The sequence below is a fragment of the Mesorhizobium sp. P160219 genome (assembly GCF_057786095.1).
The window spans coordinates 4,668,744-4,690,829 of the sequence record NZ_JBYNWG010000001.1 but is presented as its reverse complement, the minus strand read 5'-3'; the positions used below and the strand labels follow the sequence as shown (position 1 = coordinate 4,690,829).

Genomic DNA, 22,086 nt, shown 5'->3' with positions numbered 1-22,086 from the left:
GCGTGGAATCTCGGCAAAAACTACAGCCAAGCAGGTTAACAAAGGGGAAAAGCGGGCCGCCGATAGTTAAGATTAGCGCCGGCTTGGAGACTATTGCTCGCGCCCGCCGTCGAACACGACGAGGTGGCGGATACGGCGCGACCGACCGAGCGCCGAGATGGTCTCCGGCGCTTCGAGTTCGGGAGCCAACGACGGAACGGATATTTCCGGCCGGTTTTTCAGGAACATCGGGTCCTTGTCGGGATCGATGACGTGGATGGCATCGATCAGCGCATCGGTGATCGGGTCGGCGCCCAGCCAGAACGGCTTTTCCACGGCGCTGATGACGCCGAGGCAGCGCGGGTTCTCGACGCCGCCATCGAGCGGCAGCGCAAGCAGTTCGAAGTGGTTGGAACGGCCGCTGCGGCTGAACCCCTCATAAGTGATCAGCACCACGGATTTCTGCTCGAAAACCCCGTGAATGAGGCGCGACACCAGCCGCTGGTCCTTCTCACGCCATAGCGAGGGGAACGAAAAACCCTTGAGCTCGCGGCCGTAGCCGGCGCAAAGCCTGGTGCCGGCAAGCCGGAACACCGCTTCGCCACGCGTATCCCTTTCCAGGATGAAGGTGTCGGCCAAAAGCGCCTTGATGTCGGCAGGTTCGATCTCCGAACGCTTTGGGGCAGGACGTCCACCACGCAGGCGATTCCAATAATGGAACAGCGCGATTGATCCGTTCTGGTTCATGCTATTAAACTCCGCGCATTCTGCCGTCTGATGGTCCCATCGGTGAACAGAAAGGGCGCCCTCCGATGACCTACATGCGTTCCGGAGCAGGATGCGTGCCAGCGTCGTTAAGACTTGTTCACGGGTCGGGGGCGTTAAGGTTAACAAGTGGTTTACGTTGCGCGCGCAGGCTTGCCATGGCACACCAAAACCACTCCAGAAGCGGTCGTTTCGCGACGACCAACAGCACTTCGGTCAATAGTTTTAGGGGAGCAGGGGGCTCGACCAGCCGTTCAAGGGAAACGTTGGACGGCTTCTTTTTGATTCGCGGTTTGTGATTCGCGCTTTGTGATTCGTAGTTTGTGATTTGTCCGGGCATGGCCTAGATGCTCGCGACACGCAAATCCCTGGATCAGAGCATATGAGCGAACCGGCCGGCCCCCTGGAGACCGAACAGACCGCGGAGGCGCCGCCGCCGCGCCGCGAGCCGGTGTTCAACCTGCCACCGGCGGTGCTGGCGGTGATCGGCATCTGCGTTGCCGTCTTCCTGCTGCAGCAATATGTGCTGACCGAAGAGCAGCAGATAACATTGCTCACCGACGGCGCCTTCATTCCGGTCCTCTACACCGGCCAATACGGTTTCGACTGGTTCCTCTTCACCCGTCCTTTCACCTATGCCTTCATGCATGGTGGCGTTGCCCACATTGCCATCAACATGGTTGCGCTGGCCGCCTTCGGGTCGCCGCTGGCCAACCGTCTCGGCTGGTTCTGGTTCGCCTTGTTTTTCGCCGCCACCGGGCTGGCCGCGGTGGTGCTGTTCTGGGCGGTCCATCCATACGGCGAAGCACCGCTGGTCGGCGCTTCCGGGGCGATATCGGGCATGATGGGTGCGGCGGCTCGCTTCGGGTTCCGTACCGACCGCTCCTCCGGCAGGGCGGCCTTTGCCGGTCCCGTGCTGCCGATCGCAGTCGTTTTGCGCATGCGCGGCGTCGTCAATTTTCTCGGCGCCTGGATGGTCATCAATCTCGCCACCGGCCTTTACGGTCTCGGGCTCGGAGAACCCGGCCAGATCGCCTGGGAAGCGCACATTGGCGGCCTCGTCGCAGGCTTCTTCGGATTGCGCTGGTTCGACCGGCGCTGGCGGGCGCCTGAATGGGAGATCCCCGACGACCAGCGCACCCCCCACTAGCGCACTCTATTGGCGCACCCCACTGGCACACCCCACTGGCACACTTGAAAAGCAACCGATCACGGCGCACGATGTTCACTCTTATGTGAAGCCGGTCAGGGCGGGAGCTGGCTAGCCAAGCAGGAGGAGGAGGACGCCATGACGGTTAAGGCAATTCTCGAGAGAAAAGGCCATGACGTGTTCACGCTCGGGCCGAATGTAAAGCTCAGCGAAGCCATTCGAATCCTGGCCGACCACAAGATCGGTGCACTGGTCATCACCAACGGCGATCGCAAGATCGTCGGCATCCTTTCCGAGCGTGACATCGTGCGGGTCGTTGCCAGGGAAGGCGCTGCCGCACTTGATATAACGGTACGCTCGGCGATGACGCCGAAAGTGAAGATCTGCAACGAGAACCACACGGTCAACGAGGTGATGGAGATCATGACCAAAGGCCGTTTCCGCCATCTGCCGGTGGAAAAGGATGGGCTGCTCGACGGGATCGTGTCGATCGGCGACGTGGTCAAGCGCCGCATCGAGGATGTCGAGCGCGAGGCCGACGAAATCAGGGCCTATATCGCAACGGCCTGACCTGACGAAGAAACCGCCGTCCGAATACCGGCCGGCGGCGTTCATTCTATCGGTTGCCGAGCGGCCGAAAGGGGCTGAAAAGGCCAGCCCACTGCTCTGCGCTGCTTTGGGCGCTTGTCTCGCGAAGCGGTTTGCACTAGCGAAGACCGATACCCAAATTCGCGAAAATCGCAGTTTTCGCGAGCCAAAAGCGCAGGCCACCATGACCCTTATCGATACCCGCACGCCCGATGCCAAACGTTTTATTCCCGGCGCTACCGGCGATTGGGAGATCATCATCGGCCTCGAGGTCCATGCGCAGGTAACCTCGGAAGCAAAGCTGTTTTCCGGGGCGTCGACGACTTTCGGCGCGGCGCCCAACGCCAATGTCAGCCTGGTCGACGCGGCCATGCCCGGCATGCTGCCGGTCATCAATGAGGAATGCGTCAAGCAGGCGATCCGCACCGGCCTCGGATTGAAGGCGCAGATCAACCACAAGTCGGTTTTCGACCGGAAAAACTATTTCTATCCCGACCTGCCGCAGGGCTACCAGATATCGCAGTTCAAGCAGCCGATCGTTGGCGAAGGCACGATCGTCATTTCGGTCGGTCCCGACCGGCAGGGCGAGTTCGAGGATATCGAGATCGGCATCGAGCGCCTGCACCTGGAGCAGGACGCCGGCAAGTCGATGCACGATCAGCATCCCACCTTGTCCTATGTCGATCTCAACCGCTCCGGCGTGGCGCTGATGGAGATTGTCTCCAAGCCCGACATGCGCTCCGCCGACGAGGCCAAGGCGTATGTCACCAAGCTGCGCACCATCGTGCGCTATCTCGGCACTTGCGACGGCAACATGGACGAAGGTTCGATGCGCGCCGACGTCAACGTCTCCGTTCGCAAGCCCGGCGGCGAATTCGGTACGCGCTGTGAGATCAAGAACGTCAACTCGATCCGCTTCATCGGCCAGGCCATCGAGTTCGAGGCGCGCCGCCAGATCGCCATCCTCGAGGATGGCGGCAAGATCGACCAGGAAACCAGGCTGTTCGACGCCGTCAAAGGCGAGACGCGCTCGATGCGCAGCAAGGAAGAGGCGCATGACTACCGCTACTTCCCCGATCCCGACCTTTTGCCGCTGGAGTTCGACCAGGCCTATGTCGACGCGCTGGCCAAGGAGTTGCCGGAACTGCCCGACGACAAGAAGGCGCGCCTGATCTCCTCACTTGGCCTGTCGACATACGACGCCTCGATCCTGGTGTCGGAAAAGCCGATCGCCGACTATTTCGAGCAGGTGGCCTCGGGCCGCGACGGCAAGCTTGCCGCCAACTGGGTCATCAATGACCTGCTCGGCCAGCTTAACAAGGCCGGCAAGGGCATTGAAAATGCTCCTGTAACACCGGAGCAGCTCGGTGCCGTGATCGACCTGATCAAGGAAGGCACCATCTCCGGCAAGATCGCCAAGGATCTGTTCGAGATCGTCTGGAACGAGGGCGGCGATCCGCGCCAGTTGGTCGAAAGCCGCGGCATGAAGCAGGTCACCGACACCGGCGCCATCGAGAAAGCGGTCGACGAGGTGATCGCCGCCAACCCCGACAAGGTCGAGCAGGCTCGCGCCAAGCCGACCATGGCCGGCTGGTTCGTCGGCCAGGTGATGAAAGCCACCGGCGGCAAGGCCAACCCGCAGGCGGTCAACGATCTGGTCAAGGCCAAGCTCGGTATCGAATAGAACAATGTTCGTCCGCACCGCCAGCGAACGTGACCTTGCCGCTGTCCGCGCGCTGCTGGTCGAAACCTGGCACGCAACCTACGACGCGATCTATGGCGCCCAGCGGGTGATCGAAATTACCGACGACTGGCATTCGATCGCCTCGCTCAAGGCGCGGCTGACAAGGCCGAACTCGGAATTCCTGGTCGCCGATGACGGCAAGCGTATCGGCGGCATGGCTTTTGCCGCCGCAACGACGGATGCGAAGATCGTGCTGCTGAACCAGCTCTATGTACTGCCGGCCTGCCAGCGGCAAGGCATCGGCCAGGCCTTGCTGGACGAGGTCGAAGCCAGCTTTCCCGAGGCGAACAGGTTGCGCGTCGAGGTGGAAGAGGCCAACGTGCCGGCCATCGCCTTCTACCGTTCGAAGAGATTTTTGCCGGTCGGCAGCACCGCCGATTGCGGCGGCGGTTCGGGGTTGCCGGCGCTGATCTTCGAGAAACCGCTGGGATAGGCGCCCGACGAAACGCTCAGTGCTGTCCTTTCAGCACGACCAGATAGCCGCGTTCCACCGGCTGCCGGAAGGCGATCTGTTCGGATGTGCCCGGATCTTTCGATTGCTTTTCGATGACGTAGCCGCCGGGGTGAGACTTGAGCCATTCCTCAGGCTTGTCGGCGTTCTCGAATGGCTTCTCTATTCGCCCAAGGAAACCGACCTCGCCCTGATAGTCGTAAGCGACGGCCCAGTCGGCGTCCTTTCGTTCGTCGATGAAGCTCGCCAGCTGCGTGAGATCGTAGCGTTTGAACACGGTCGCCGAGGCGGCGGCGTGGCCGATGGCGAAAAGGGCAAGCATGACAAAGGCCGTCGCCCTCAGCCTGGCGACTGAAATCTCGGCCATGAAATAGCCCAGCAGAATGGTCGCGAACGGTAGTGCCGGCACGACATAGTGCGGCTGCTTGCCGGATATGGCGCTGAAGACCAGCAGCACCGCAATGAACGAGAACGACAGCAGGCGCAGGGCACGCAGATCCGGGGATTTGGTGTCGATCAGGCTGCGTATCCGGGCAACCGGCCTCAGCCGCCACACCGGGGGGATAAAGGCCCAGGGCACGAACATGAGCGGCAACAGCATCAGGTAAAAGTAAAACGGCCGGCCATGCGAATTGTGCAGGCTTCCGGTAACCCGACCTGCCGACTGGTTCCAGACGAGATCGTAGACGAAACTGCCCTTGGTCAGGATGGTCGCGGGCGCCAGCCATATAGCGACCGGGACAAGGGCGGCGAGAATTGCCAGGCCGGCTCCGGCAAAGAACTGCAAAGGGGCAAGGCCGGCTCGCCGGTCACGCCAGAGGGGATAGAGCAGGACGGGCGCGCCGATGTGAATGAGCACGACCGGGCCTTTGGCCAGCACGCCGAGCCCGATGAAGAGACCCGCCAGCACCGCCTGCCAGCGGTTGCCGGTCCTGGCGAAGCCCAGCAACGCCAGCAGTGCGGCGACCACACAGGCCGTCAAAAGCATGTCGAACAGGATCAGGGTCGAATAGATGACAAAGACGGTGCTGCCGGCCACCAGCCAGGGGATGCGACTGGCGATTTCCGGGCGCTCGGGAAACAGGGTTTTGGCCAGAAGTGTCGTCAGCCAGATGACCAGCGACGAGGCAGCGAAGATGACGAGCATCGCCGCCGCGCGGCTCACACCGAAGATGTTCCAGACGAGATCGATGAGCCAGAACAACAGCGGCGGCTTCTGCAGATAGGGCGCAAAGTTCATCGTCGGTACGAAGACATGTCCACCGAGATACATCTCCCAGGCGACGCTGAGATAACGCGTCTCGTCGACCGGCAGTAGCGGACGGAAAGCGAGCGCGATGCAAAGCAGGGCCAGCAGGAAGAGGTAAGGCAGCAGCCGTTCAATTCGTGTCGGTATCAAGTTCGGGGACCGCCCAGGAAATGGTTTTCCACGTCCGGTCGTGCACGATGCACCGTCTCCGGACCGGAGCAGAACCGCACCATGATTTTGGCCGAATTGCAACGATGCCGGCTTGGTATTGTGGATTACGCCTGCGTACCGGCAAATAGTTGAAAAATTTGATGATTGGCTCCGAGTATGGCTTCAGGCCGAGCGCAGCGGCGGCGTCAATTCGCGCATCAGGAGTTCCAGCTCTCGCTGGTCGCCGGTGGCGGTCTTGTCGAAGATGGTTGCCAGCTGTGATTTGACGGTGCCGTCCGAGACGCCGCTGGCAGCCGCGATTTCACGCCGTGTCAGCCCGGCGGCGACATGGCCGGCGACACGCTTTTCCGCTGCGGTCAGTCCGAACAGCGCAGCGATCGCTTCCAGCGCCGGCACTGATGCGGCGCCGGCGGCGGCAATGAAGATGGCCGCGGCGGCGCGCGGCGACATGCGGGCCGAAATGTCGCGTCGCGCCAGAGGCATGACATGCGCCACCGCCGGAGACATGGCCTTCACCAGCGGAATGTTGATGCCGGACGGTCCGAGCGCGAATTCGTCGCGCGTGCCGAGCTGGACGGCGCGGCCGATGGCGGTGTTGGCGTTGGCATAAGCGAAGGACAGCTGGCCGCGCACCGAGGACACTGAGGCGGTTTCGGTGAGCAGGGCTTCGGCTGCCGGATTGGCGAAAATGATCTGCATATCGTCGGCGACGATCAGCACTGGATGGTCGAGGCTCTCAAGGATCGAGCGAAAGATGTCGGCCTTGCGCCGCTCGGCCTCGAACAGGTCGCCGATGGTCACCGCACGCCGGACATGGGGGGCGAGCCTGGACATCAGGTCGATATCCCTGGCTGAAATCTGGGGCCTGTCCTTGTCGGTAACCACCATCAGCGTGCCGGTGCGCGCCGGCTGCTTCATCAGCGCTACCCAGAAGAAATCGTCGAGACGGTTGGGTTCCACCCACTCGCGCACGATGCGGCTTTCGAGCCAGTTCTGGCGGGCGTCAGGGCCTTGCAGGGCGTAGACGCTGTCGACGGTCAACGGTATGTCGACTTCCATCTTCGGCACCGCCTTGAAAAAGGGCACCTCGCAGGCGTAGTCGCGCTGCAGCGGCTCAAGCAGAACCGGATCGCCGCAGGAAGTCGAAAACCGGGCCGAGTTTCTCGCCGTATCGACGACCGCCAGCATGGCAAGCCGGCCGAGCGCCAATTTGCAGATTGATTCAAGCGTCGATGGCCAACGGCCGACATCGACAATCGAATCGTAGATTGCCTCGACGATCTGCGGCAGGGCGCGACCGACTATGTTGGCCTGGACAGACACGTAGAGCCTCGTAAGGATTGCAGCGTAGTGGCAGGTCACACACTGTCTCTGCCTGGGGTCGCACACAACATAGCCGGCTTGGTTACGTCTGTGAAACGTCTCACAGCGGCGTTCGGTGTATCGTGAGCGCTTACGGGCTGGCCAGAACGTACCTGATGAGCCGTTGTCTAAGAGCGCTCGGGCCGCTCTGCGATACAAATCAAAGTGAACGGAATTGGAATTTTTCAGGGAATAAATGAGTAAACTTCCACATTGTCGATCAACCTGGTTCTGCCAAGCCACGCCGCGGCAAGCAGGCGGCCATCGCCGTCACGCCGCCACGAGGTGAGCGTCAGGCTCTCGCGCGCGGCGACATAGTCGACGCTGTCGAAGCCTGCCTCGAGAAGCGCGGCAGTGGCTTTACCGGTCACGCCGTTTTCATCGGCACCGGCCGCGAGCGCTGCCGCCGTCTGGCGCAAGATGACATTGAGCTGTCGCGCGACGTCGAGCTCGGCGGCGTCGAGATAGGCGTTGCGCGACGACATTGCCAGGCCATGCGCATCGCGCACGGTTGGCGCGCCGACGATTTCCACCGGAAGGTCAAGATCGCGGCAGAGCTTTCGGACGACGCAAAGCTGCTGGTAGTCTTTTTCGCCGAAGATGGCGTAGTCGGGCAGGGCTTGCAGAAAGAGCTTGGCCACGACCGTGGCGACGCCCTCGAAGAAGGTCGGCCTGAAATCCGATTCCAGGCCAGAAGACGGGCCGCCGACCGAAATCTTCGTCGCAAAGCCTGCCGGATACATTTCGGAAACCGTAGGCGTGAAGGCAAGCTGTGCGCCGGCCTCGGTCAGCCGGTCGAGATCGCGGGCCAGCTGCCGCGGATACTTGTCGAGATCTTCAGTGGGGGCGAACTGGGCCGGGTTGACGAAGATGGAGACGACGCAGCGATCGGCCGTTGCGAGCGCAGCCCCGACCAGCGAGATATGGCCGTCATGCAAAGCGCCCATGGTCGGCACCATGGCGACGCTCAGGCCTTCGCGCCGCCATTCGCGGATCTGCGCGCGAAGGCCGCGCACGGTGTCGACGACGAGCGGCTGGCGGATGGGGGGCCGGTTCATGCCTTGTCCTTGTCGCTCGCGGCTGAAAAGACGTGGCCCGGCCCGGGGAAGGTGCGGCTGCGCACCTCCGCCGCATAACGCGCCGCGGCATCGGCGACAGCGCTGCGCAAATCGGCGTATTCCTTGACGAATTTCGGCACCCGGTCGACCGTCAGGCCGACCATGTCGTCGATGACCAGGATCTGGCCGTCGCAATCGCGGCTGGCGCCGATGCCGATGGTAGGAATGGTAATGTGCCGGGTGAGGTCGGCGGCAACGGTCTCGACCGTGCCTTCGATGACCAGCGAAAACGCGCCGGCCTTTGCGACCGCGTCGGCGTCGCGCATGAGCGCGGCCACATTCTCCGGCGTGCGGCCCTTGATCTTGTAGCCACCGTCCTTTTCCACCGATTGCGGGTGCAAGCCGATATGGCCCATCACTGGAATGCCGGCCGTGACGATTGCGGCGATCTGGAGGGCGACTTCGACGCCGCCTTCCAGCTTCACCGCCTCGCAGCCGGTTTCCTCAGAGATGCGGCGCGCCGAGGCAAGGGCTTGCGCGGCCGAAGTCTCGTAGCTGCCGGCCGGCATGTCGACCACCACGCAGGCCTTTGACGAACCGCGCATCACGGCCTGGCCATGGGCGATCATCATCTCCAGCGAGGCGCCGAGCGTGGTCTTGTGGCCATGCAGCACCATGGCAACGCTGTCGCCGACCAGGAGAAGGTCGACATGATCGTCGAGCAGGCGGGCGACGGGATAGGTGTAAGCGGTAAGGCATACGACCGGCACGCCGCCCTTGCGGGCGCGTATTGTCTCCGCACTGATCCTGGCGACAGCTAAGGCCATTCCTCACCTCCCGCAGCCGGCGTTGACTACAGCGCCGCGCGTCCCGTGGACGCGCAAAGGACGCTGTAGCACTTTGGTTTGCGCATGATCCTTTCCGAAAATCGATTTCGATTTTCGGGGTCATGCGGCAGCGCCGGGCGATGAGAGCTTTAGGAAGACGCAGCCGGCTTGGCAAGCGTCGGTTCGCAGGTGCGAAATGGATCGGCCAATGACCGAGCGTTTCGGCATGCCGTCAGTGCCGCAGGCGCCGCAAAACCCTTGCCTTCGCCAAGGCCTGACGCCATAAGCAGGGAACAGCCACCGCCGCGCGCCCGCGAGGATCTGAATGAAAACTTTCCTTCTGCAGTTTTTCACCTGGTGGAACCGCCAGACGCTGGGAACCCGTTTTCACACCTGGCGCCACGGCAACAAGGTCGGCCAGGATGGGGCCGGCAATGTCTACTACGAAGGCGGCGTCGATTCGGAAGGCCGCACCCGCCGCTGGATCATCTACGCCAATTATTCGGAGGCGTCGGCGATCCCTCCGGGCTGGCACGGCTGGATGCATCACCGCGTCGATGTGGCGCCGCCAAGCGACGACTATCGGCCGCGCGAATGGGAAAAGGCGCATGAGCCGAACCTCACGGGAACACCGGCGGCTTATCGCCCGAAGGGTTCCGTGCTCACCAATCAGCACCGTCCGCAGGTGACGGGCGACTACGATGCGTGGACGCCTGGTTCTTGACCGCCGGCCGGTCCTTTGTCGCCACAATTGGCGTTTAGCTGCTTGCTGATATGACAACGGCGAATAGCCTTGGGCGTGACAGAATCACCCGGGCCCAAACCACCGGTATCTCCGCATGAACATTTTCAGCCTGACATCGATGGCCGGACTGGCGGCAATTGGCGCTGTCGCCATGTTCCCGACAGCGTTTGCCGCGGCGCAGGCGCCTGCGGCAGCACCGGCAATCTCCGATCGCATCACCAATCCGGTCGCCGAATTTGCCGGCATCGACAAGATCACCGGCCGTATCATCACCTTCGATGTCTACATCGACGAAACCGTGCAGTTCGGCGCTTTGCAGGTGACGCCGCGCATCTGCTATTCGCGGCCGGAGAATGAAGAGCCGAAGACCGATTCCTTCGTCGAAGTCGACGAGATCACGCTCGACCGCAAGATCCGCCGCATCTTCACCGGCTGGATGTTCGCCGAGAGCCCCGGCCTAAACGCCGTCGAGCACGCCGTCTATGACGTCTGGCTAAAGGGCTGCAAGCAGAAGTCGGATGTGCCGCCGCCCGACGCGGCCAGTGCCGAGACGCCCAAGGTCGACGCGTCCAAGCCAAAGCCCGCCGCTGCTCCGGCCGCCGAACAGCCAGACCCCACGGAACCTGACGCGACCAACACCAACTGATCCTCCGGAACCGTGGTGGCAACTATGCGTTGGGCCATGGACGATGACGCATTTATGCGCTTGGAGGATATTCTGATGTCGGACAGCAAACGGATCACGGCCAGCAAAGACGACCTGCTCGAACTCGAAAAGGGGTTCTGGACGGGCGACGAAGCTTACTACGCCGCCAATGTCGACACAGAATGCCTGGTGGCATTTCCTGAGATGGCACAGGCAATGGACAATGCCGATCTGGCCAAGACAGCGACCAAGCCCAACCGCTGGCGCGACCTTCAGATCGACCTCAAGGGTATCATCGAGCCCGGCAGCGACATTATCATGCTGACCTATGAGGCTCATGCGACACGGGAAAACGGCGAGCCCTACGCGGCGCTGGTCAGCACTGGCTATGTCCACCGTGTCAACGGCTGGAAGATGATGTTCCATTCGCAGACGCCGATGGAAACCGCGAAGGGCTGACCCCTTTCACCGGTCGAGCCGGCTCGGCCGCTCGGTCTCCGATCAGGGATAAAAAACGGCTTCGCCCTTCAGCGCGTCGGCCAACATCTTCTCGTATTTGACGCGCGGCACGTCGACCGCGCCGAAGCGTTTGAGATGCTCAGTGGTGAATTGCGTGTCGAGCAGGGCAAAGCCGCGCGCCTTCAGCCGCTCGACCAGATGATACAGGCAGGTCTTGGACGCGTCGGTTTCCCGGGCGAACATGCTTTCGCCGAAGAACACGCGACCGAGCGAGACGCCATAGAGGCCGCCGACCAGCCGTTCCTCGCGCCATGCCTCGACCGAATGGCAGTGCCCCAGACGGTGCAGTTCGATATAGGCTTCGCGGATCGGCGCGTTGATCCAGGTCGAGCGGCGCTCCTCGCGCTTTTCGGCGCAGCCGTCGATCGTCGCCTCGAAATCGAAATCGAAGCGGATGTCGAACGGGTGCTTGCGAATTGTCTTCCGCAAGCTCTTCGGCGTGTGGAAGCCATCGAGCGGTATGATGCCGCGCGTCTCCGGCCGCACCCAGAACACTTCCGGGTCGGAAGCGCTCTCGGCCATCGGGAAGACGCCCGAGGCATAGGCCTTGAGCAACAGGTCGGTCGGAATGCGATAGCCGGGAGCGTAAGGACGGGTCATCGCGGCATCATAGCGGCAAGTCGGGCGCTATTCCTCTTTGGCCAGATACTTTTCCAGCCAGTGGATGTCGTAGTCGCCATTGGCGATATCGGCATTGCCGACCAGGTCGCGAAACAGCGGCAGCGTCGTCTTGATGCCGTCGACGACGAACTCGTCGAGCGCCCGGCGCAGCCGCATCATGCATTCGACGCGGTTGCGGCCGTGCACGATCAGCTTGCCGATCAGGCTGTCATAATAGGGCGGGATCTTGTAGCCGGAATAGACACCGGAATCGACGCGGATGCCGAGACCGCCAGGCGTATGGAAATGCGTAATCGTGCCGGGCGAAGGCGTGAAGGTGCGCGGGTCCTCGGCATTAATGCGGCATTCTATGGCGTGGCCGTTGAACTTGATGTCCTCCTGGCGCACCGAAAGCCCGCCGCCGGAGGCGACGCGGATCTGTTCGTGGACGAGATCGATGCCGGTGATCGCCTCCGTTACCGGATGCTCGACCTGCAGCCGCGTGTTCATCTCGATGAAGTAGAACTCGCCATTCTCGTACAGGAATTCGATGGTGCCTGCGCCGGAGTAGCCGAGGTCGGCGATGGCCTTGGCACAGATATTGCCGATGCGGGCGCGCTCCTCGGCGTTGAGGGCCGGCGAGGGCGCCTCTTCCCAGACTTTCTGGTGGCGGCGTTGCAGCGAACAGTCGCGCTCGCCGAAATGCACGCCGCGGCCGGCGCCGTCGCCGAATACCTGCACCTCGATGTGGCGCGGCTTTTCCAGGTATTTCTCGATGTAGACGGCATCGTCGCCGAAGGCGGCTCCCGCTTCCGTGCTCGCTGTCTGCAAGGCGATCTCAAGGTCAGCCTCGGTAAGGGCGACCTTCATACCGCGCCCGCCACCGCCTGCCGATGCCTTGATGATCACGGGATAGCCGATCTCGGCGGCAATGCGCCTAGCTTCCTTTTGATCGGTGACGGCGCCGTCGGAGCCCGGCACAACCGGAATGCCGAGCCGCTTTGCGGTGCGCTTGGCCTCGATCTTGTCGCCCATGATGCGGATGTGGTCGCCCGACGGGCCGATGAAGGTGATGTTGTGGGCGGCGAGAATGTCGGCGAACTTGGCGTTTTCCGACAGGAAGCCATAGCCCGGATGCACGGCATCGGCGCCTGTGATCTCGCAGGCTGCGACGATCTGGTGGATGTTGAGATAGCTGTCGCGCGACGGCGGCGGACCGATGCACACGCTTTCGTCGGCGAGCCTGACATGCATGGCGTCAGCGTCGGCGGTCGAATGCACGACCACGGTCTGGATGCCGAGTTCCTTGCAGGCGCGCAGCACCCGAAGCGCGATTTCGCCGCGGTTGGCGATGAGGATCTTCTGGAACATCCGGCCCGCTCTACTCGATCACGACGAGCGGCATGCCGTACTCGACCGGCTGGCCGTCCTCGAACAGGATCGCCGTCACCGTGCCGGCGCGCGGCGAAGGGATCTGGTTCATCGTCTTCATCGCTTCGATGATCAGCAGCGTCTGGCCTTCCTTGACCTTCTGGCCGACTTCGATGAAGGCCTTGGCGTCGGGCGAGGGCGCGAGATAGGCGGTGCCGACCATCGGCGAGGGGACCGCGTTCTTGGACGGATCGGCCACTGCTGGTGCGGCAGCCGCGCCGGCCGCGGGCTGCTGCGCTGCCGGAGCATAACCGGCCTGCGGTGCGGCGATGGCGTGGACGGCCGGCGCCTGGCGCGATACGCGCACCTTCAGGTCGCCGAGCTCGACTTCGATCTCGGTGAGATTGGTGTCGTTCAGTATGCCCGCCAGATCGCGGATCAGTTGCTGGTCAACACCGGTCTTCTTTATCGACATTTTCGAGCCTTCTGTTTGTGGGCCGGTCATAGGCGTGCCGCCAGCGCCTGCAGCGCCAGCGAGTAGCCAAGCGGCCCGAACCCGCAGATCATGCCGACAGCGACCGGCGCGACCATGGAGACGTGGCGGAATGGTTCCCGCGCGTGGATGTTGGAGAGGTGAACTTCGGCGACGGGCAGCGGCGCGACAGCGCGGATGGCGTCGTGAATGGCAATCGAGGTGTGGCTGTAGGCACCCGGATTGATGACGATGCCGGCTGCCTTGTCGCCGGCTTCATGGATCCAGTCGACGAGGTCGCCCTCATGGTTCGACTGGCGAAAATCAATCTCGAGGCCAAGCGCGGCGCCCGCCTGCTTGCAGTCGTCGGCGATCGCGGCAAGCGTCTTGCCGCCATAGATGCCCGGCTCGCGCTTGCCGAGCGCGTTCAGGTTGGGGCCGTTCAGGACGAAAATCGTTTTCAAAAATGCCGACCTTTTCCGACGCCGGCCTCAAGCCGGCGCGCAGGGCCTTCTATAATGGGCATAGCCGCCCGCGGAAAGAGCACAAGTGCGATCTTTCACTGTCCACAACAGGCGGAAATGTGCCCGTGAGAAATAGGCTCGCGTGCAAGATCAGAGCGCGGCTTTCGCCGCCTCGATCTTTTCAGCCAGCACTTCCTGGCCGAGCGCCCCGAACACCACCTCATTGCCGACCACGTAGGAAGGCGTTCCGGTGATGGCCAGCTTGTTGGCGAGGTCGAAGGTCTTGGAGAAAGCCTCGGTGATGGTCGGATCCTTCATCTTCTCGCGCAATTTCGCCTCATCGGCGCCTAGCGACAGCGCAACCTTGATGGCCGCCGCCTCGGTGGCGCGGCCCTGGCCGCCGAGCAGGGCGTTGTGGAACTCGCCGTATTTCTCCGGATGCATCAGGTGGAAAGCCATCGAGACGACGCTGGCCTTTTGCGAATCCGGCCCGAGGATCGGGAATTCCTTGAGCACGAAGCGCAGTTCCGGATCGGCCTTTGTCAGAGCCTGCATGTCGTCGATGGCGCGTTTGCAGAAGCCGCAATTGTAGTCGTAGAATTCGACGATGGTGACCTTGCCCTTCGGATTGCCGACGACGCCGTCGAAGGTCGAGTTGAAAATCTCGGACTTGGCCTTCTCGATGACGCCGAGGCTGGCTATGCGCTGCTCTTCCTTCTGCTTGGCCTCGAGCGCCTCCTGCACTTCGAGCAGCACTTCGGGGTTCTTCAGGAGATAGTCGCGGATAATGCCCTCGACCTCAGTGCGATCGATCTTGGTGTCGGCAGAGGCGGTCTGCACGGTCTGCGCCGTGCCGGCCTTGGCCACCTGCGGACTGCCGGCGACGAACCCGAAAGCGAGCATAGCAAGAGCAGCCGCCACTCCCGTCGTGCCGAGCAATATTGCCTTGTTCATCGTCTCATCCTCTTTACCGGTTCCGGTCTATCCTAGTCGCCGCGGGCGACCGGAAGGTTCATTTCTTGAGTTTGCCTGAAGGGTTGTAGTTTATGATGTCCTGCGCCCGAATCCAGCCGGGCTCGCCGCGCTTCAAGTCTTTTTGCGCGCGCATGGCGAAAATTTTCGCATTCGTGTAATCGCCGGAATAAAAGTGGCCCTCGGCGGTGGCGAGTTCCGCCGCCGGAATGTTGCCAAGCTCGCCATAGGCCTGGGCGAGATAGCGGTATCCGACCGTGTTTTCCTTGTCGCGCCCGAGACCGTTGTTGATCTGCACCACCGCCTTCTTCAGCGAGTCGGGCGTGCCGATGGCCATCAGCGCCTGGCCGAGGGAAACGGGCAACAGGCCCGACCTCACCGGATCGAGGCTGACCGCCTTGGCATAGGCGTCCGCGGCGTCCTTGGGCTTATTGGCCTTCATCAGTATGTCGCCGCGCATTTCCTGGAAGTATGGGTTCTTCGGCTGTTCCTTGATCAATGCATTGGCCTTGGTCAGTGCTGCACCCAGATTGCCGTAGAGATAGGCCATCTGCGCTTCGCCATAGCGCGAGGCGAGGCTGCCCGGGGCCTTGCGGATCAGCCGCGTGGCGGCGGCCTGGCCGCCCATATAGGCGGCGATCTTGATGCGCATCATGTCGTGCCGCTGCTGCAGTGCCGGCGGATCGACCTTGTCGACGTTAGGGCTCTGCTTGACCAGCACTTCGAGATTGGCGATGCGCTCCTGCGGCATCGGGTGGCTGATGCGGTAGGGATCGACCTGCGTGCCGGAAAGCGACAGCGCGCTCTGGAAGCGGGCGAAGGTCTTCAGCATGCCCATGCCGGACTGGCCGGTGGCATTGAGATAGGTGATGGCAGAGCGGTCGGCGGTCGACTCTTCGGTGCGCTGGTAGGCAAGAATGCTGCGCTGCGCCATCTCGCCGCCGCCCGCAGCCACGCCCATGCCGGCGCCGGCAAGGCCGCGGCTGTTGGTGGTGGCGCCGGCAACGATGGCGCCGGCGCCAAGCAGCGTGGCGATGATGGCCATGGTCTTGGCGCGCTCGAGCTGGTCGCGCAATTTCTGCTGATGGCCGCCGGCGATGTGGCCGGCCTCGTGGGCGATGACGCCGATGATCTCGTTGGGCGTTTCGGCCTGCATCAGCGCGCCGGTGTTGATGAACAGCCGGCGCCCGGTAACGAAGGCGTTGAAGCTCTGATCGTTGACCAGAACGATATCGACACCGTCATTGGCAAGACCGGCCGCCTTGAAGATCGGCCGCGCATAGTCGCGCACCAGCGCCTCGATCTCGGCATCGCGCACGACCGGCACCGCCTGCGCGAAGGCCGTCACCGAGCCGGTGACAGCGACGGCGGCGGCAAGCAAAAGCGTCGCGAAGCCGCGCGCTGTCTTCCCGATGGAAGATTTGGACATCGTCGATTTGGGTCGGCTCAGCATGAGGTCCACTGGTAAACGAGCGGGCGAACGATGAAAAGTCACGGCACCGAAACTAGGCGAACTTGTGATCCTCACATCAATCGGGCATTTGTGCGGCGCTGCCGCCGGTTGATGGCTTTGAGCGGCGGGCCGGACGGAAAGATTGAGGTCAAATGGTAGTTTCGCTGTCGCGCCGCGGTGAAGTCGAGCCGTTTCACGCCATGGACATTCTGGCCGAAGCCAACCGGCTGAAGGCGACGGGCGTGCCTGTTGTGTCCATGGCCGTCGGCCAGCCATCCGATCCGGCGCCCGTGGGCGTGAGGGAAGCAGCCGCAAATGCGCTGAGGATCGGACGCATCGGCTATACCGACACGCTCGGTCTGGCGGATCTGCGCAAGGCGATCGCCACGCATTATGGCGACCATTACGGGATCGATGTCGCGCCGAACCGGATCGCCGTGACCACGGGATCGTCGGCCGCCTTCAATCTGGCATTCCTGGCGATGTTCGATCCCGGCGACCGCGTCGCCATCGCAGCACCCGGCTATCCGGCCTACCGCAACATCATGGCCGCGCTCGGTATCCAGATCGTCGAGATCGAGCTCGGCAGCGACGCCTATCTTCATGCCGAACATTTGAAATCGGCGCACCGGGAAAAACCGCTGAAGGGTGTGTTGTTCGCCAGCCCGGCCAATCCGACAGGTGCGGTCATTCCCGTCGACGAGTTGTCGGCACTGGTGAGGACAGCCGAAGAACTCGGCATCGCGGTGATATCGGACGAAATTTATCACCGGCTGGCCTATGCCGCGCCCGACACCACGGCGCTGGCCCATGGCTCAGGCGTGACGGTGATCAATTCCTTCTCGAAATATTATTGCATGACCGGATGGCGCATCGGCTGGATGGTGCTGCCGGAAGCTCTGGTGAGGCCGATCGAGCGCATCGCCCAGAGCCTCTACATCTCGCCGCCGGAACTGTCGCAGATCGCCGCGATCGAGGCCTTCAAGGCGACCCAAGAGCTGGAAGCGGTGAAGGCGCGCTATGCCTGGAACCGCGAGCTGTTGATGCGGCGCCTGCCGGAACTCGGATTTCCCTTGGCGGCGCCGATGGACGGCGCCTTTTACGCTTTCTGCGATGTCACCCGGCATACCAATGACAGCATGGCCTTTGCGCGCAAAATGCTGGCCGAAGCGCATGTGGCGGCGACGCCCGGTCGCGATTTCGATCCGCTGGCAGGACACCGCACGATGCGCTTTTCCTATGCCGGCAGCCATGACGACATGGTCGAGGCGATGGCGCGCATCGAGCGCTGGCTGAAATAGCGGGGACGAGCATGCCGGATCTTAAACAAGCGCTGGCCGACGTCGCCGCCGAGATGGCCGAGCGCTCCGATCGCGGCGAGGTCGCCACCTACATTCCGCAGCTCGGCAAGGTCGATCCGAACAAATTCGGCATTGCCGCCGTGACCAATGACGGCCGCGTGCTGGTCGCCGGCGACGCCGACCAGGCGTTTTCGATCCAGTCCATCTCCAAGGTGTTTACGCTTACGTTGGCGCTCGGCAATGTCGGCGACGCGCTGTGGCAGCGTGTCGGACGCGAGCCGTCGGGCAATCCGTTCAACTCGATCGTGCAGCTCGAGCATGAGAACGGCATTCCGCGCAATCCGTTCATCAATGCCGGCGCCATCGTCGTCTCCGACATACTGCTTGCCGGCCACCAGCCGCGCGAGGCGATCGGCGAAATCCTGCGCTTCATCCAGTTCCTTGCCGATGACGAAGCGATCATCATCGACCGCGAGGTCGCGGCTTCCGAACGCGCCACCGGCTATCGCAACTTCGCGCTTGCCAACTACATGAAATCCTTCGGCAATCTCAACCATGCACCGGAGCTGGCGCTGGGCGTGTACTTCCACCATTGCGCCATCGCCATGAGCTGCCGGCAATTGGCGCTGGCCGGCCGCTTCCTCGCCAATGGCGGCAGAAACCCGGCAACCGGGCACTCCGTGGTGTCTGCCGAGCGGGCGCGGCGCATCGGCGCCATGATGCTGACCTGTGGCCACTATGACGGTTCCGGCGATTTCGCCTTCCGTGTCGGCATTCCCGGCAAAAGCGGCGTCGGCGGCGGCATATTGGGGATCGTGCCGGGTGTTGCTTCGCTCGCCGTATGGTCGCCGGGCTTGAACGCCAACGGCAATTCCAAGCTGGGGTCGATCGCCTTGGAAAAACTGGCCAGGATGATGAACTGGTCGATTTTCGCCCCCTGACGCCTTCCGTCATTCGCGCATGCAAAAATCCCGCGCCGTGGTTTGAACGGCGCGGGATTTTTGTCAGGAACCTATCTTAATCGGCTGAATAGCTTAGAAAAAGCCCTTCCGCTGCCACCAGCCGGCGCGCTTCGGCTTTTCCTCGGCCTTTGCCTCGTCGGCAACGCTGGAGGAAACCACCGGCACCGCGGAGGTATCCGCGGCCACGGCTTTGCGCCGTGACGGGCGAGCCTTGGCGGGCTCGTCGTCGACGGTCGTTTCCGTGGCGGCATCGGCCGCAGCGGGGGCGGCTGCTTCGACGGCAGCCTCCGGTGCAGCCTCGGCCGCCGTCTCATCGGCGACTTCCACCACAGCCTTCTTTGCCCTTGAAGCGCGCTTCTTCTTCGGCTTTTCGGCTGGAGCGTCGTCGTTCGCCGCGGCGGGAGCCGCTGCTTCTTCAACCGCTACGGCTGCTACAGGCTCGCTTGCGGCCGTTCCGACTTCAGCGGCCTCGGCCACCGAGGCGGTTTCGCCGGCTTCGGTCTCCGTGCCGTCTTCGCGACGATTGCGCTTGCCGCCGCGCTTGCCGCGACGGCGCTTCTTGCCCTGGGCGTCATCTGATGCTTCCATCGTTTCGACGGCGCCAACCTGGGCTTCGTCTTGCTGTGTTGCATCGTCATCGCCTGGTTCAGCGGCAAAGTCGTCGCTTGCCGCAGATACCGAAGCACCTTCGGCGCCATGCTCGCGATCGCCATGTTCGCGTTCGCGATCCTTGCCGCCGCGCCGCCTGCGGCGCTTGCGACGCTTGCGGTCGCGGCCTTCGCCGTCCTCAGCCGATCTCGGCTGCTGCTGCTGCGACTGCGGCTGCGCCTGGCGCGGCTGCTCGGCCTGTACCACAACCTCGTCGTCTTCCTCCTCGATGACGATCTCGTCCTCGGGCTCTTCCGGCTCGACATAGGCCGGGAAGGTTCGCGCTTCGACAAAGCCTTCCGGCTTTTCGGCAATGGCGCCGCGGAAGATCGCGTAATGCTGCACACCGACCGTATCATCGGCCTCGACGGTGATGGTCAAGCCAAAGCGGCTTTCGAGTTCCACCAGCGTGCCGCGCTTGTGGTTGAGCACATAGAGAGCGGTCGCCGCCGGGGTCCGCACCGTGATGTGGCTGCGCGAATCCTTGAGCAGGAATTCCTCGATCGCCCTCACCACCATCAGCGCCACCGACGAATCGGAGCGCACATGGCCGGTGCCGCCGCAATGCGGGCAGGGCTTCATGGTCGATTCCAGCACGCTGGCGCGGATGCGCTGGCGAGACATCTCCATCAGGCCGAAATGCGAGATGCGGCCGACCTGGATGCGGGCTCGGTCGTTCTTGAGGTGATCCTTCAGCCGCTTCTCGACGGAGCGGTTGTTGCGGTTCTCCTCCATGTCGATGAAGTCGATGACGATCAGGCCGGCGAGATCGCGCAGCCTCAATTGTCTGGCGACTTCTTCCGCCGCTTCAAGGTTGGTGTGGAGAGCGGTGTCCTCGATCGAGTGCTCCTTGGTGGAGCGGCCCGAATTGACGTCGATGGCGACCAGCGCCTCGGTCTGGTTGATGATGATGTAGCCGCCGCTCTTCAGCGTCACCTGCGGCTGCAGCATGCGGTCGAGCTGCGCCTCGATGCCGTTGCGCACGAAGATCGGCGTCGTGTCGCGGAACGGCTGAACCACCTTGGCGTGGCTCGGCATCAGCATGCGCATGAAATCCTTGGCCTCGCGGTAGCCTTCCTCGCCGGAGACAAGAATCTCGTCAATATCCTTGTTGTAGAGGTCGCGCACCGAGCGCTTGATCAGGCTGCCTTCCTCATAGACGAGGGCAGGGGCGGTGGATTGCAGCGTCAGATTGCGGACGTTTTCCCAAAGCCGCATCAGGTATTCGTAGTCGCGCTTGATTTCCGCCTTGGTGCGGCTTTCGCCGGCGGTGCGCAGGATGACGCCCATGCCCTGCGGCACTTCGAGATCGGCAACGACCTCCTTGAGGCGCTTGCGGTCGACCGCACTGGTGATCTTGCGCGAAATGCCGCCGCCGCGTGCGGTGTTGGGCATCAGCACGGAATAGCGGCCGGCAAGCGACAGATAGGTGGTGAGTGCAGCGCCCTTGTTGCCGCGCTCTTCCTTGACCACCTGCACCAGCAGAATCTGCCGGCGCTTGATGACTTCCTGAATCTTGTACTGGCGGCGCACCGGCTTGCGGCGGCTGCGCACCTCTTCCAGCGCATCCTCGGCGCCTACGGATTCGATCTCGTGGTCGTCCGGATGCGAGGACTGCACCTCTTCCAGCATGCCGCGGTCATTGTCCCCGGAGGTGGCTTCGCCACTTGCCTCGCTGGACGACCTTTCGTCACCCGGCTCCGCCGCAGGGACAGCTTCGGAGATCACATCCGCTTCGACGCTTGCCGCGATCGATGTCGGGCCGCCTTCCGACGGTTCGCTCCTGGATGTCTCGGCGTCGGAGGCTTCGCTGTCGCCATGCCCGGCATGATCGTCATGCCCGGCGGTATCGGCCGCGGCATGCTCGGAAGCAGGCGCTTCGGAGACGGCATCGCTGCCGGCATCGCCATGTTCGCCGTTCTCATCATCGGCGCCGGCGTCGCGCTTGTGTTCGCCTCGCTCACGACCCTTGCCGCCGCGCCGGCGGCCGCGCCGGCCGCGATCGCGGCTCTGGCGGTCGTCGCCGTCATTGTCCTCGTTCTCCTCGTCCTCGGCTTCCTGCGCTTCAGCGCGCAGCAAAGCCTGACGATCGGCGACCGGGATCTGGTAATAGTCGGGGTGAATTTCACTGAAGGCGAGGAAACCGTGACGGTTGCCGCCATATTCGACAAAGGCTGCCTGAAGGGAAGGTTCGACGCGCGTTACGCGGGCGAGATAGATGTTTCCTTTGAGCTGCTTCTTGTCCTGAGATTCAAAGTCGAATTCTTCAATACGGTTACCGCGGATAACGACAACGCGTGTTTCCTCCGGGTGGGAGGCGTCTATCAGCATTTTGTTGGGCATTATTTCGTTTCCTCCCGGCAGCCGTCAGCCGCAGCTTGCGAGGCAAAGCCCGCTGCTGCGTGTCTGGGATGTGGGTGCCGGATGTCTGAATGTCCGCCGGACGCCGCTTGAGCGCCATGGCGGTGCCGCCCGCAGCCACAATGGCGCGGTTTGATGCGGACCTTTCCATGATTGCGCTTGAAGCCATCGTCACCAGCAGAACCTTTTGAACCAAAGCCCGGACGAACCGGACCAGCTTGTTTGCTC

22 protein-coding genes are annotated in these 22,086 nt (G+C 62.8%); 9 read left to right on the top strand and 13 right to left on the bottom strand.

Going from position 1 to position 22,086, the window contains the following annotated elements:
• Positions 1 to 90: 90 nt before the first annotated feature.
• Together AC3EMP_RS22815 and AC3EMP_RS22810 are read right to left on the bottom strand one after the other, a co-directional pair.
• Positions 91 to 726 carry a PAS domain-containing protein gene (locus AC3EMP_RS22815; RefSeq protein WP_023706619.1) on the bottom strand — a complete coding sequence of 212 codons (636 nt, stop codon included), beginning with the start codon at positions 724 to 726 and terminating at the stop codon, positions 91 to 93.
• Positions 727 to 844: 118 nt separating this feature from the next.
• On the bottom strand, positions 845 to 1,084 hold the full coding sequence (locus AC3EMP_RS22810) for a hypothetical protein (protein WP_488494679.1): 240 nt from the start codon (positions 1,082 to 1,084) through the stop codon (positions 845 to 847).
• A gap of 42 nt (positions 1,085 to 1,126) precedes the next feature.
• Between AC3EMP_RS22810 and AC3EMP_RS22805 the strand changes: the two genes are divergently transcribed.
• From AC3EMP_RS22805 to AC3EMP_RS22790, 4 genes are all read left to right on the top strand, one after another.
• Positions 1,127 to 1,894 (top strand): rhomboid family intramembrane serine protease, encoded by a 768-nt coding sequence (locus tag AC3EMP_RS22805; protein WP_023706620.1) that lies wholly within the window; start codon positions 1,127 to 1,129, stop codon positions 1,892 to 1,894.
• Positions 1,895 to 2,032: 138 nt separating this feature from the next.
• On the top strand, positions 2,033 to 2,464 hold the full coding sequence (locus tag AC3EMP_RS22800; protein ID WP_023667498.1) for a CBS domain-containing protein: 432 nt from the start codon (positions 2,033 to 2,035) through the stop codon (positions 2,462 to 2,464).
• 202 nt (positions 2,465 to 2,666) lie between these two features.
• Complete coding sequence (gene gatB, locus AC3EMP_RS22795) at positions 2,667 to 4,166, top strand: Asp-tRNA(Asn)/Glu-tRNA(Gln) amidotransferase subunit GatB (RefSeq protein ID WP_352711407.1); 1,500 nt, start codon at positions 2,667 to 2,669, stop codon at positions 4,164 to 4,166.
• 4 nt (positions 4,167 to 4,170) lie between these two features.
• A complete protein-coding gene (locus AC3EMP_RS22790; protein WP_027050422.1) occupies positions 4,171 to 4,659 on the top strand; it encodes a GNAT family N-acetyltransferase in 489 nt (162 codons plus the stop codon).
• Positions 4,660 to 4,675: 16 nt separating this feature from the next.
• Here the strand turns inward: AC3EMP_RS22790 and AC3EMP_RS22785 are convergent, their stop codons facing one another.
• From AC3EMP_RS22785 to panB, 4 genes are all read right to left on the bottom strand, one after another.
• Positions 4,676 to 6,076, bottom strand: coding sequence for an ArnT family glycosyltransferase (locus AC3EMP_RS22785; RefSeq protein WP_050485847.1), 1,401 nt, complete (start codon positions 6,074 to 6,076; stop codon positions 4,676 to 4,678).
• Between the two features lie 183 nt (positions 6,077 to 6,259).
• Positions 6,260 to 7,420: a helix-turn-helix transcriptional regulator gene (locus tag AC3EMP_RS22780; RefSeq protein ID WP_023738939.1), complete on the bottom strand. Its 1,161-nt coding sequence runs from the start codon at positions 7,418 to 7,420 to the stop codon at positions 6,260 to 6,262.
• 224 nt (positions 7,421 to 7,644) lie between these two features.
• Positions 7,645 to 8,517, bottom strand: coding sequence for a pantoate--beta-alanine ligase (gene panC / locus AC3EMP_RS22775; protein WP_488494678.1), 873 nt, complete (start codon positions 8,515 to 8,517; stop codon positions 7,645 to 7,647).
• Positions 8,514 to 9,344, bottom strand: coding sequence for a 3-methyl-2-oxobutanoate hydroxymethyltransferase (panB, locus tag AC3EMP_RS22770; protein WP_352711404.1), 831 nt, complete (start codon positions 9,342 to 9,344; stop codon positions 8,514 to 8,516). The genes panC and panB overlap by 4 nt, the downstream gene beginning before the upstream one ends.
• Before the next feature lie 325 nt (positions 9,345 to 9,669).
• Between panB and AC3EMP_RS22765 the strand changes: the two genes are divergently transcribed.
• The 3 genes from AC3EMP_RS22765 to AC3EMP_RS22755 all read left to right on the top strand — a co-directional run bounded on the left by AC3EMP_RS22765 (position 9,670) and on the right by AC3EMP_RS22755 (position 11,194).
• Positions 9,670 to 10,068 carry an NADH:ubiquinone oxidoreductase subunit NDUFA12 gene (locus AC3EMP_RS22765; RefSeq protein WP_023710575.1) on the top strand — a complete coding sequence of 133 codons (399 nt, stop codon included), beginning with the start codon at positions 9,670 to 9,672 and terminating at the stop codon, positions 10,066 to 10,068.
• Positions 10,069 to 10,183: 115 nt separating this feature from the next.
• The gene (locus AC3EMP_RS22760; RefSeq protein WP_023828633.1) at positions 10,184 to 10,735 is read left to right on the top strand and encodes a DUF2155 domain-containing protein; all 552 of its coding nucleotides are present in this window, start codon (positions 10,184 to 10,186) and stop codon (positions 10,733 to 10,735) included.
• Between the two features lie 75 nt (positions 10,736 to 10,810).
• Positions 10,811 to 11,194 carry a hypothetical protein gene (locus AC3EMP_RS22755; protein WP_023667489.1) on the top strand — a complete coding sequence of 128 codons (384 nt, stop codon included), beginning with the start codon at positions 10,811 to 10,813 and terminating at the stop codon, positions 11,192 to 11,194.
• Between the two features lie 42 nt (positions 11,195 to 11,236).
• Here the strand turns inward: AC3EMP_RS22755 and aat are convergent, their stop codons facing one another.
• From aat to AC3EMP_RS22725, 6 genes are all read right to left on the bottom strand, one after another.
• Positions 11,237 to 11,854 (bottom strand): leucyl/phenylalanyl-tRNA--protein transferase, encoded by a 618-nt coding sequence (gene aat, locus AC3EMP_RS22750; RefSeq protein ID WP_023681498.1) that lies wholly within the window; start codon positions 11,852 to 11,854, stop codon positions 11,237 to 11,239.
• 27 nt (positions 11,855 to 11,881) lie between these two features.
• Positions 11,882 to 13,225: an acetyl-CoA carboxylase biotin carboxylase subunit gene (accC, locus tag AC3EMP_RS22745; RefSeq protein ID WP_023681497.1), complete on the bottom strand. Its 1,344-nt coding sequence runs from the start codon at positions 13,223 to 13,225 to the stop codon at positions 11,882 to 11,884.
• 10 nt (positions 13,226 to 13,235) lie between these two features.
• Positions 13,236 to 13,700 (bottom strand): acetyl-CoA carboxylase biotin carboxyl carrier protein, encoded by a 465-nt coding sequence (gene accB, locus AC3EMP_RS22740; protein ID WP_023681496.1) that lies wholly within the window; start codon positions 13,698 to 13,700, stop codon positions 13,236 to 13,238.
• 26 nt (positions 13,701 to 13,726) lie between these two features.
• Complete coding sequence (aroQ, locus tag AC3EMP_RS22735) at positions 13,727 to 14,161, bottom strand: type II 3-dehydroquinate dehydratase (protein WP_352711400.1); 435 nt, start codon at positions 14,159 to 14,161, stop codon at positions 13,727 to 13,729.
• Positions 14,162 to 14,311: 150 nt separating this feature from the next.
• Positions 14,312 to 15,115, bottom strand: a complete 804-nt coding sequence (locus tag AC3EMP_RS22730; protein ID WP_023667484.1) for a DsbA family protein — start codon at positions 15,113 to 15,115, stop codon at positions 14,312 to 14,314.
• A 58-nt stretch (positions 15,116 to 15,173) separates the two neighbouring features.
• Positions 15,174 to 16,586, bottom strand: a complete 1,413-nt coding sequence (locus tag AC3EMP_RS22725) for a M48 family metalloprotease (RefSeq protein WP_023691221.1) — start codon at positions 16,584 to 16,586, stop codon at positions 15,174 to 15,176.
• 152 nt (positions 16,587 to 16,738) lie between these two features.
• Here AC3EMP_RS22725 and AC3EMP_RS22720 point away from each other — a divergent pair, with 152 nt between their 5' ends.
• Positions 16,739 to 17,887 (top strand): pyridoxal phosphate-dependent aminotransferase, encoded by a 1,149-nt coding sequence (locus tag AC3EMP_RS22720; RefSeq protein WP_023688384.1) that lies wholly within the window; start codon positions 16,739 to 16,741, stop codon positions 17,885 to 17,887.
• Positions 17,888 to 17,898: 11 nt separating this feature from the next.
• Positions 17,899 to 18,828 carry a glutaminase gene (locus AC3EMP_RS22715; protein WP_023735371.1) on the top strand — a complete coding sequence of 310 codons (930 nt, stop codon included), beginning with the start codon at positions 17,899 to 17,901 and terminating at the stop codon, positions 18,826 to 18,828.
• 93 nt (positions 18,829 to 18,921) lie between these two features.
• On the opposite strand, the gene AC3EMP_RS22710 is transcribed toward AC3EMP_RS22715, so the two are convergent.
• Positions 18,922 to 21,840, bottom strand: coding sequence for a ribonuclease E/G (locus AC3EMP_RS22710; protein ID WP_023695366.1), 2,919 nt, complete (start codon positions 21,838 to 21,840; stop codon positions 18,922 to 18,924).
• Positions 21,841 to 22,086 lie beyond the last annotated feature (246 nt).

Excerpts from the sequence above, each read along its gene's own strand:
- AC3EMP_RS22815 (WP_023706619.1), bottom strand. The coding sequence starts at position 726 with ATGAACCAGAACGGATCAATCGCGCTGTTCCATTATTGGAATCGCCTG.
- AC3EMP_RS22810 (WP_488494679.1), bottom strand. The coding sequence starts at position 1,084 with ATGCCCGGACAAATCACAAACTACGAATCACAAAGCGCGAATCACAAA.
- AC3EMP_RS22805 (WP_023706620.1), top strand. The coding sequence starts at position 1,127 with ATGAGCGAACCGGCCGGCCCCCTGGAGACCGAACAGACCGCGGAGGCG.
- AC3EMP_RS22800 (WP_023667498.1), top strand. The coding sequence starts at position 2,033 with ATGACGGTTAAGGCAATTCTCGAGAGAAAAGGCCATGACGTGTTCACG.
- gatB (WP_352711407.1), top strand. The coding sequence starts at position 2,667 with ATGACCCTTATCGATACCCGCACGCCCGATGCCAAACGTTTTATTCCC.
- AC3EMP_RS22790 (WP_027050422.1), top strand. The coding sequence starts at position 4,171 with ATGTTCGTCCGCACCGCCAGCGAACGTGACCTTGCCGCTGTCCGCGCG.
- panC (WP_488494678.1), bottom strand. The coding sequence starts at position 8,517 with ATGAACCGGCCCCCCATCCGCCAGCCGCTCGTCGTCGACACCGTGCGC.
- panB (WP_352711404.1), bottom strand. The coding sequence starts at position 9,344 with ATGGCCTTAGCTGTCGCCAGGATCAGTGCGGAGACAATACGCGCCCGC.
- AC3EMP_RS22765 (WP_023710575.1), top strand. The coding sequence starts at position 9,670 with ATGAAAACTTTCCTTCTGCAGTTTTTCACCTGGTGGAACCGCCAGACG.
- AC3EMP_RS22760 (WP_023828633.1), top strand. The coding sequence starts at position 10,184 with ATGAACATTTTCAGCCTGACATCGATGGCCGGACTGGCGGCAATTGGC.
- AC3EMP_RS22755 (WP_023667489.1), top strand. The coding sequence starts at position 10,811 with ATGTCGGACAGCAAACGGATCACGGCCAGCAAAGACGACCTGCTCGAA.
- aat (WP_023681498.1), bottom strand. The coding sequence starts at position 11,854 with ATGACCCGTCCTTACGCTCCCGGCTATCGCATTCCGACCGACCTGTTG.
- accC (WP_023681497.1), bottom strand. The coding sequence starts at position 13,225 with ATGTTCCAGAAGATCCTCATCGCCAACCGCGGCGAAATCGCGCTTCGG.
- accB (WP_023681496.1), bottom strand. The coding sequence starts at position 13,700 with ATGTCGATAAAGAAGACCGGTGTTGACCAGCAACTGATCCGCGATCTG.
- AC3EMP_RS22730 (WP_023667484.1), bottom strand. The coding sequence starts at position 15,115 with ATGAACAAGGCAATATTGCTCGGCACGACGGGAGTGGCGGCTGCTCTT.
- AC3EMP_RS22725 (WP_023691221.1), bottom strand. The coding sequence starts at position 16,586 with ATGCTGAGCCGACCCAAATCGACGATGTCCAAATCTTCCATCGGGAAG.
- AC3EMP_RS22720 (WP_023688384.1), top strand. The coding sequence starts at position 16,739 with ATGGTAGTTTCGCTGTCGCGCCGCGGTGAAGTCGAGCCGTTTCACGCC.
- AC3EMP_RS22715 (WP_023735371.1), top strand. The coding sequence starts at position 17,899 with ATGCCGGATCTTAAACAAGCGCTGGCCGACGTCGCCGCCGAGATGGCC.
- AC3EMP_RS22710 (WP_023695366.1), bottom strand. The coding sequence starts at position 21,840 with ATGCCCAACAAAATGCTGATAGACGCCTCCCACCCGGAGGAAACACGC.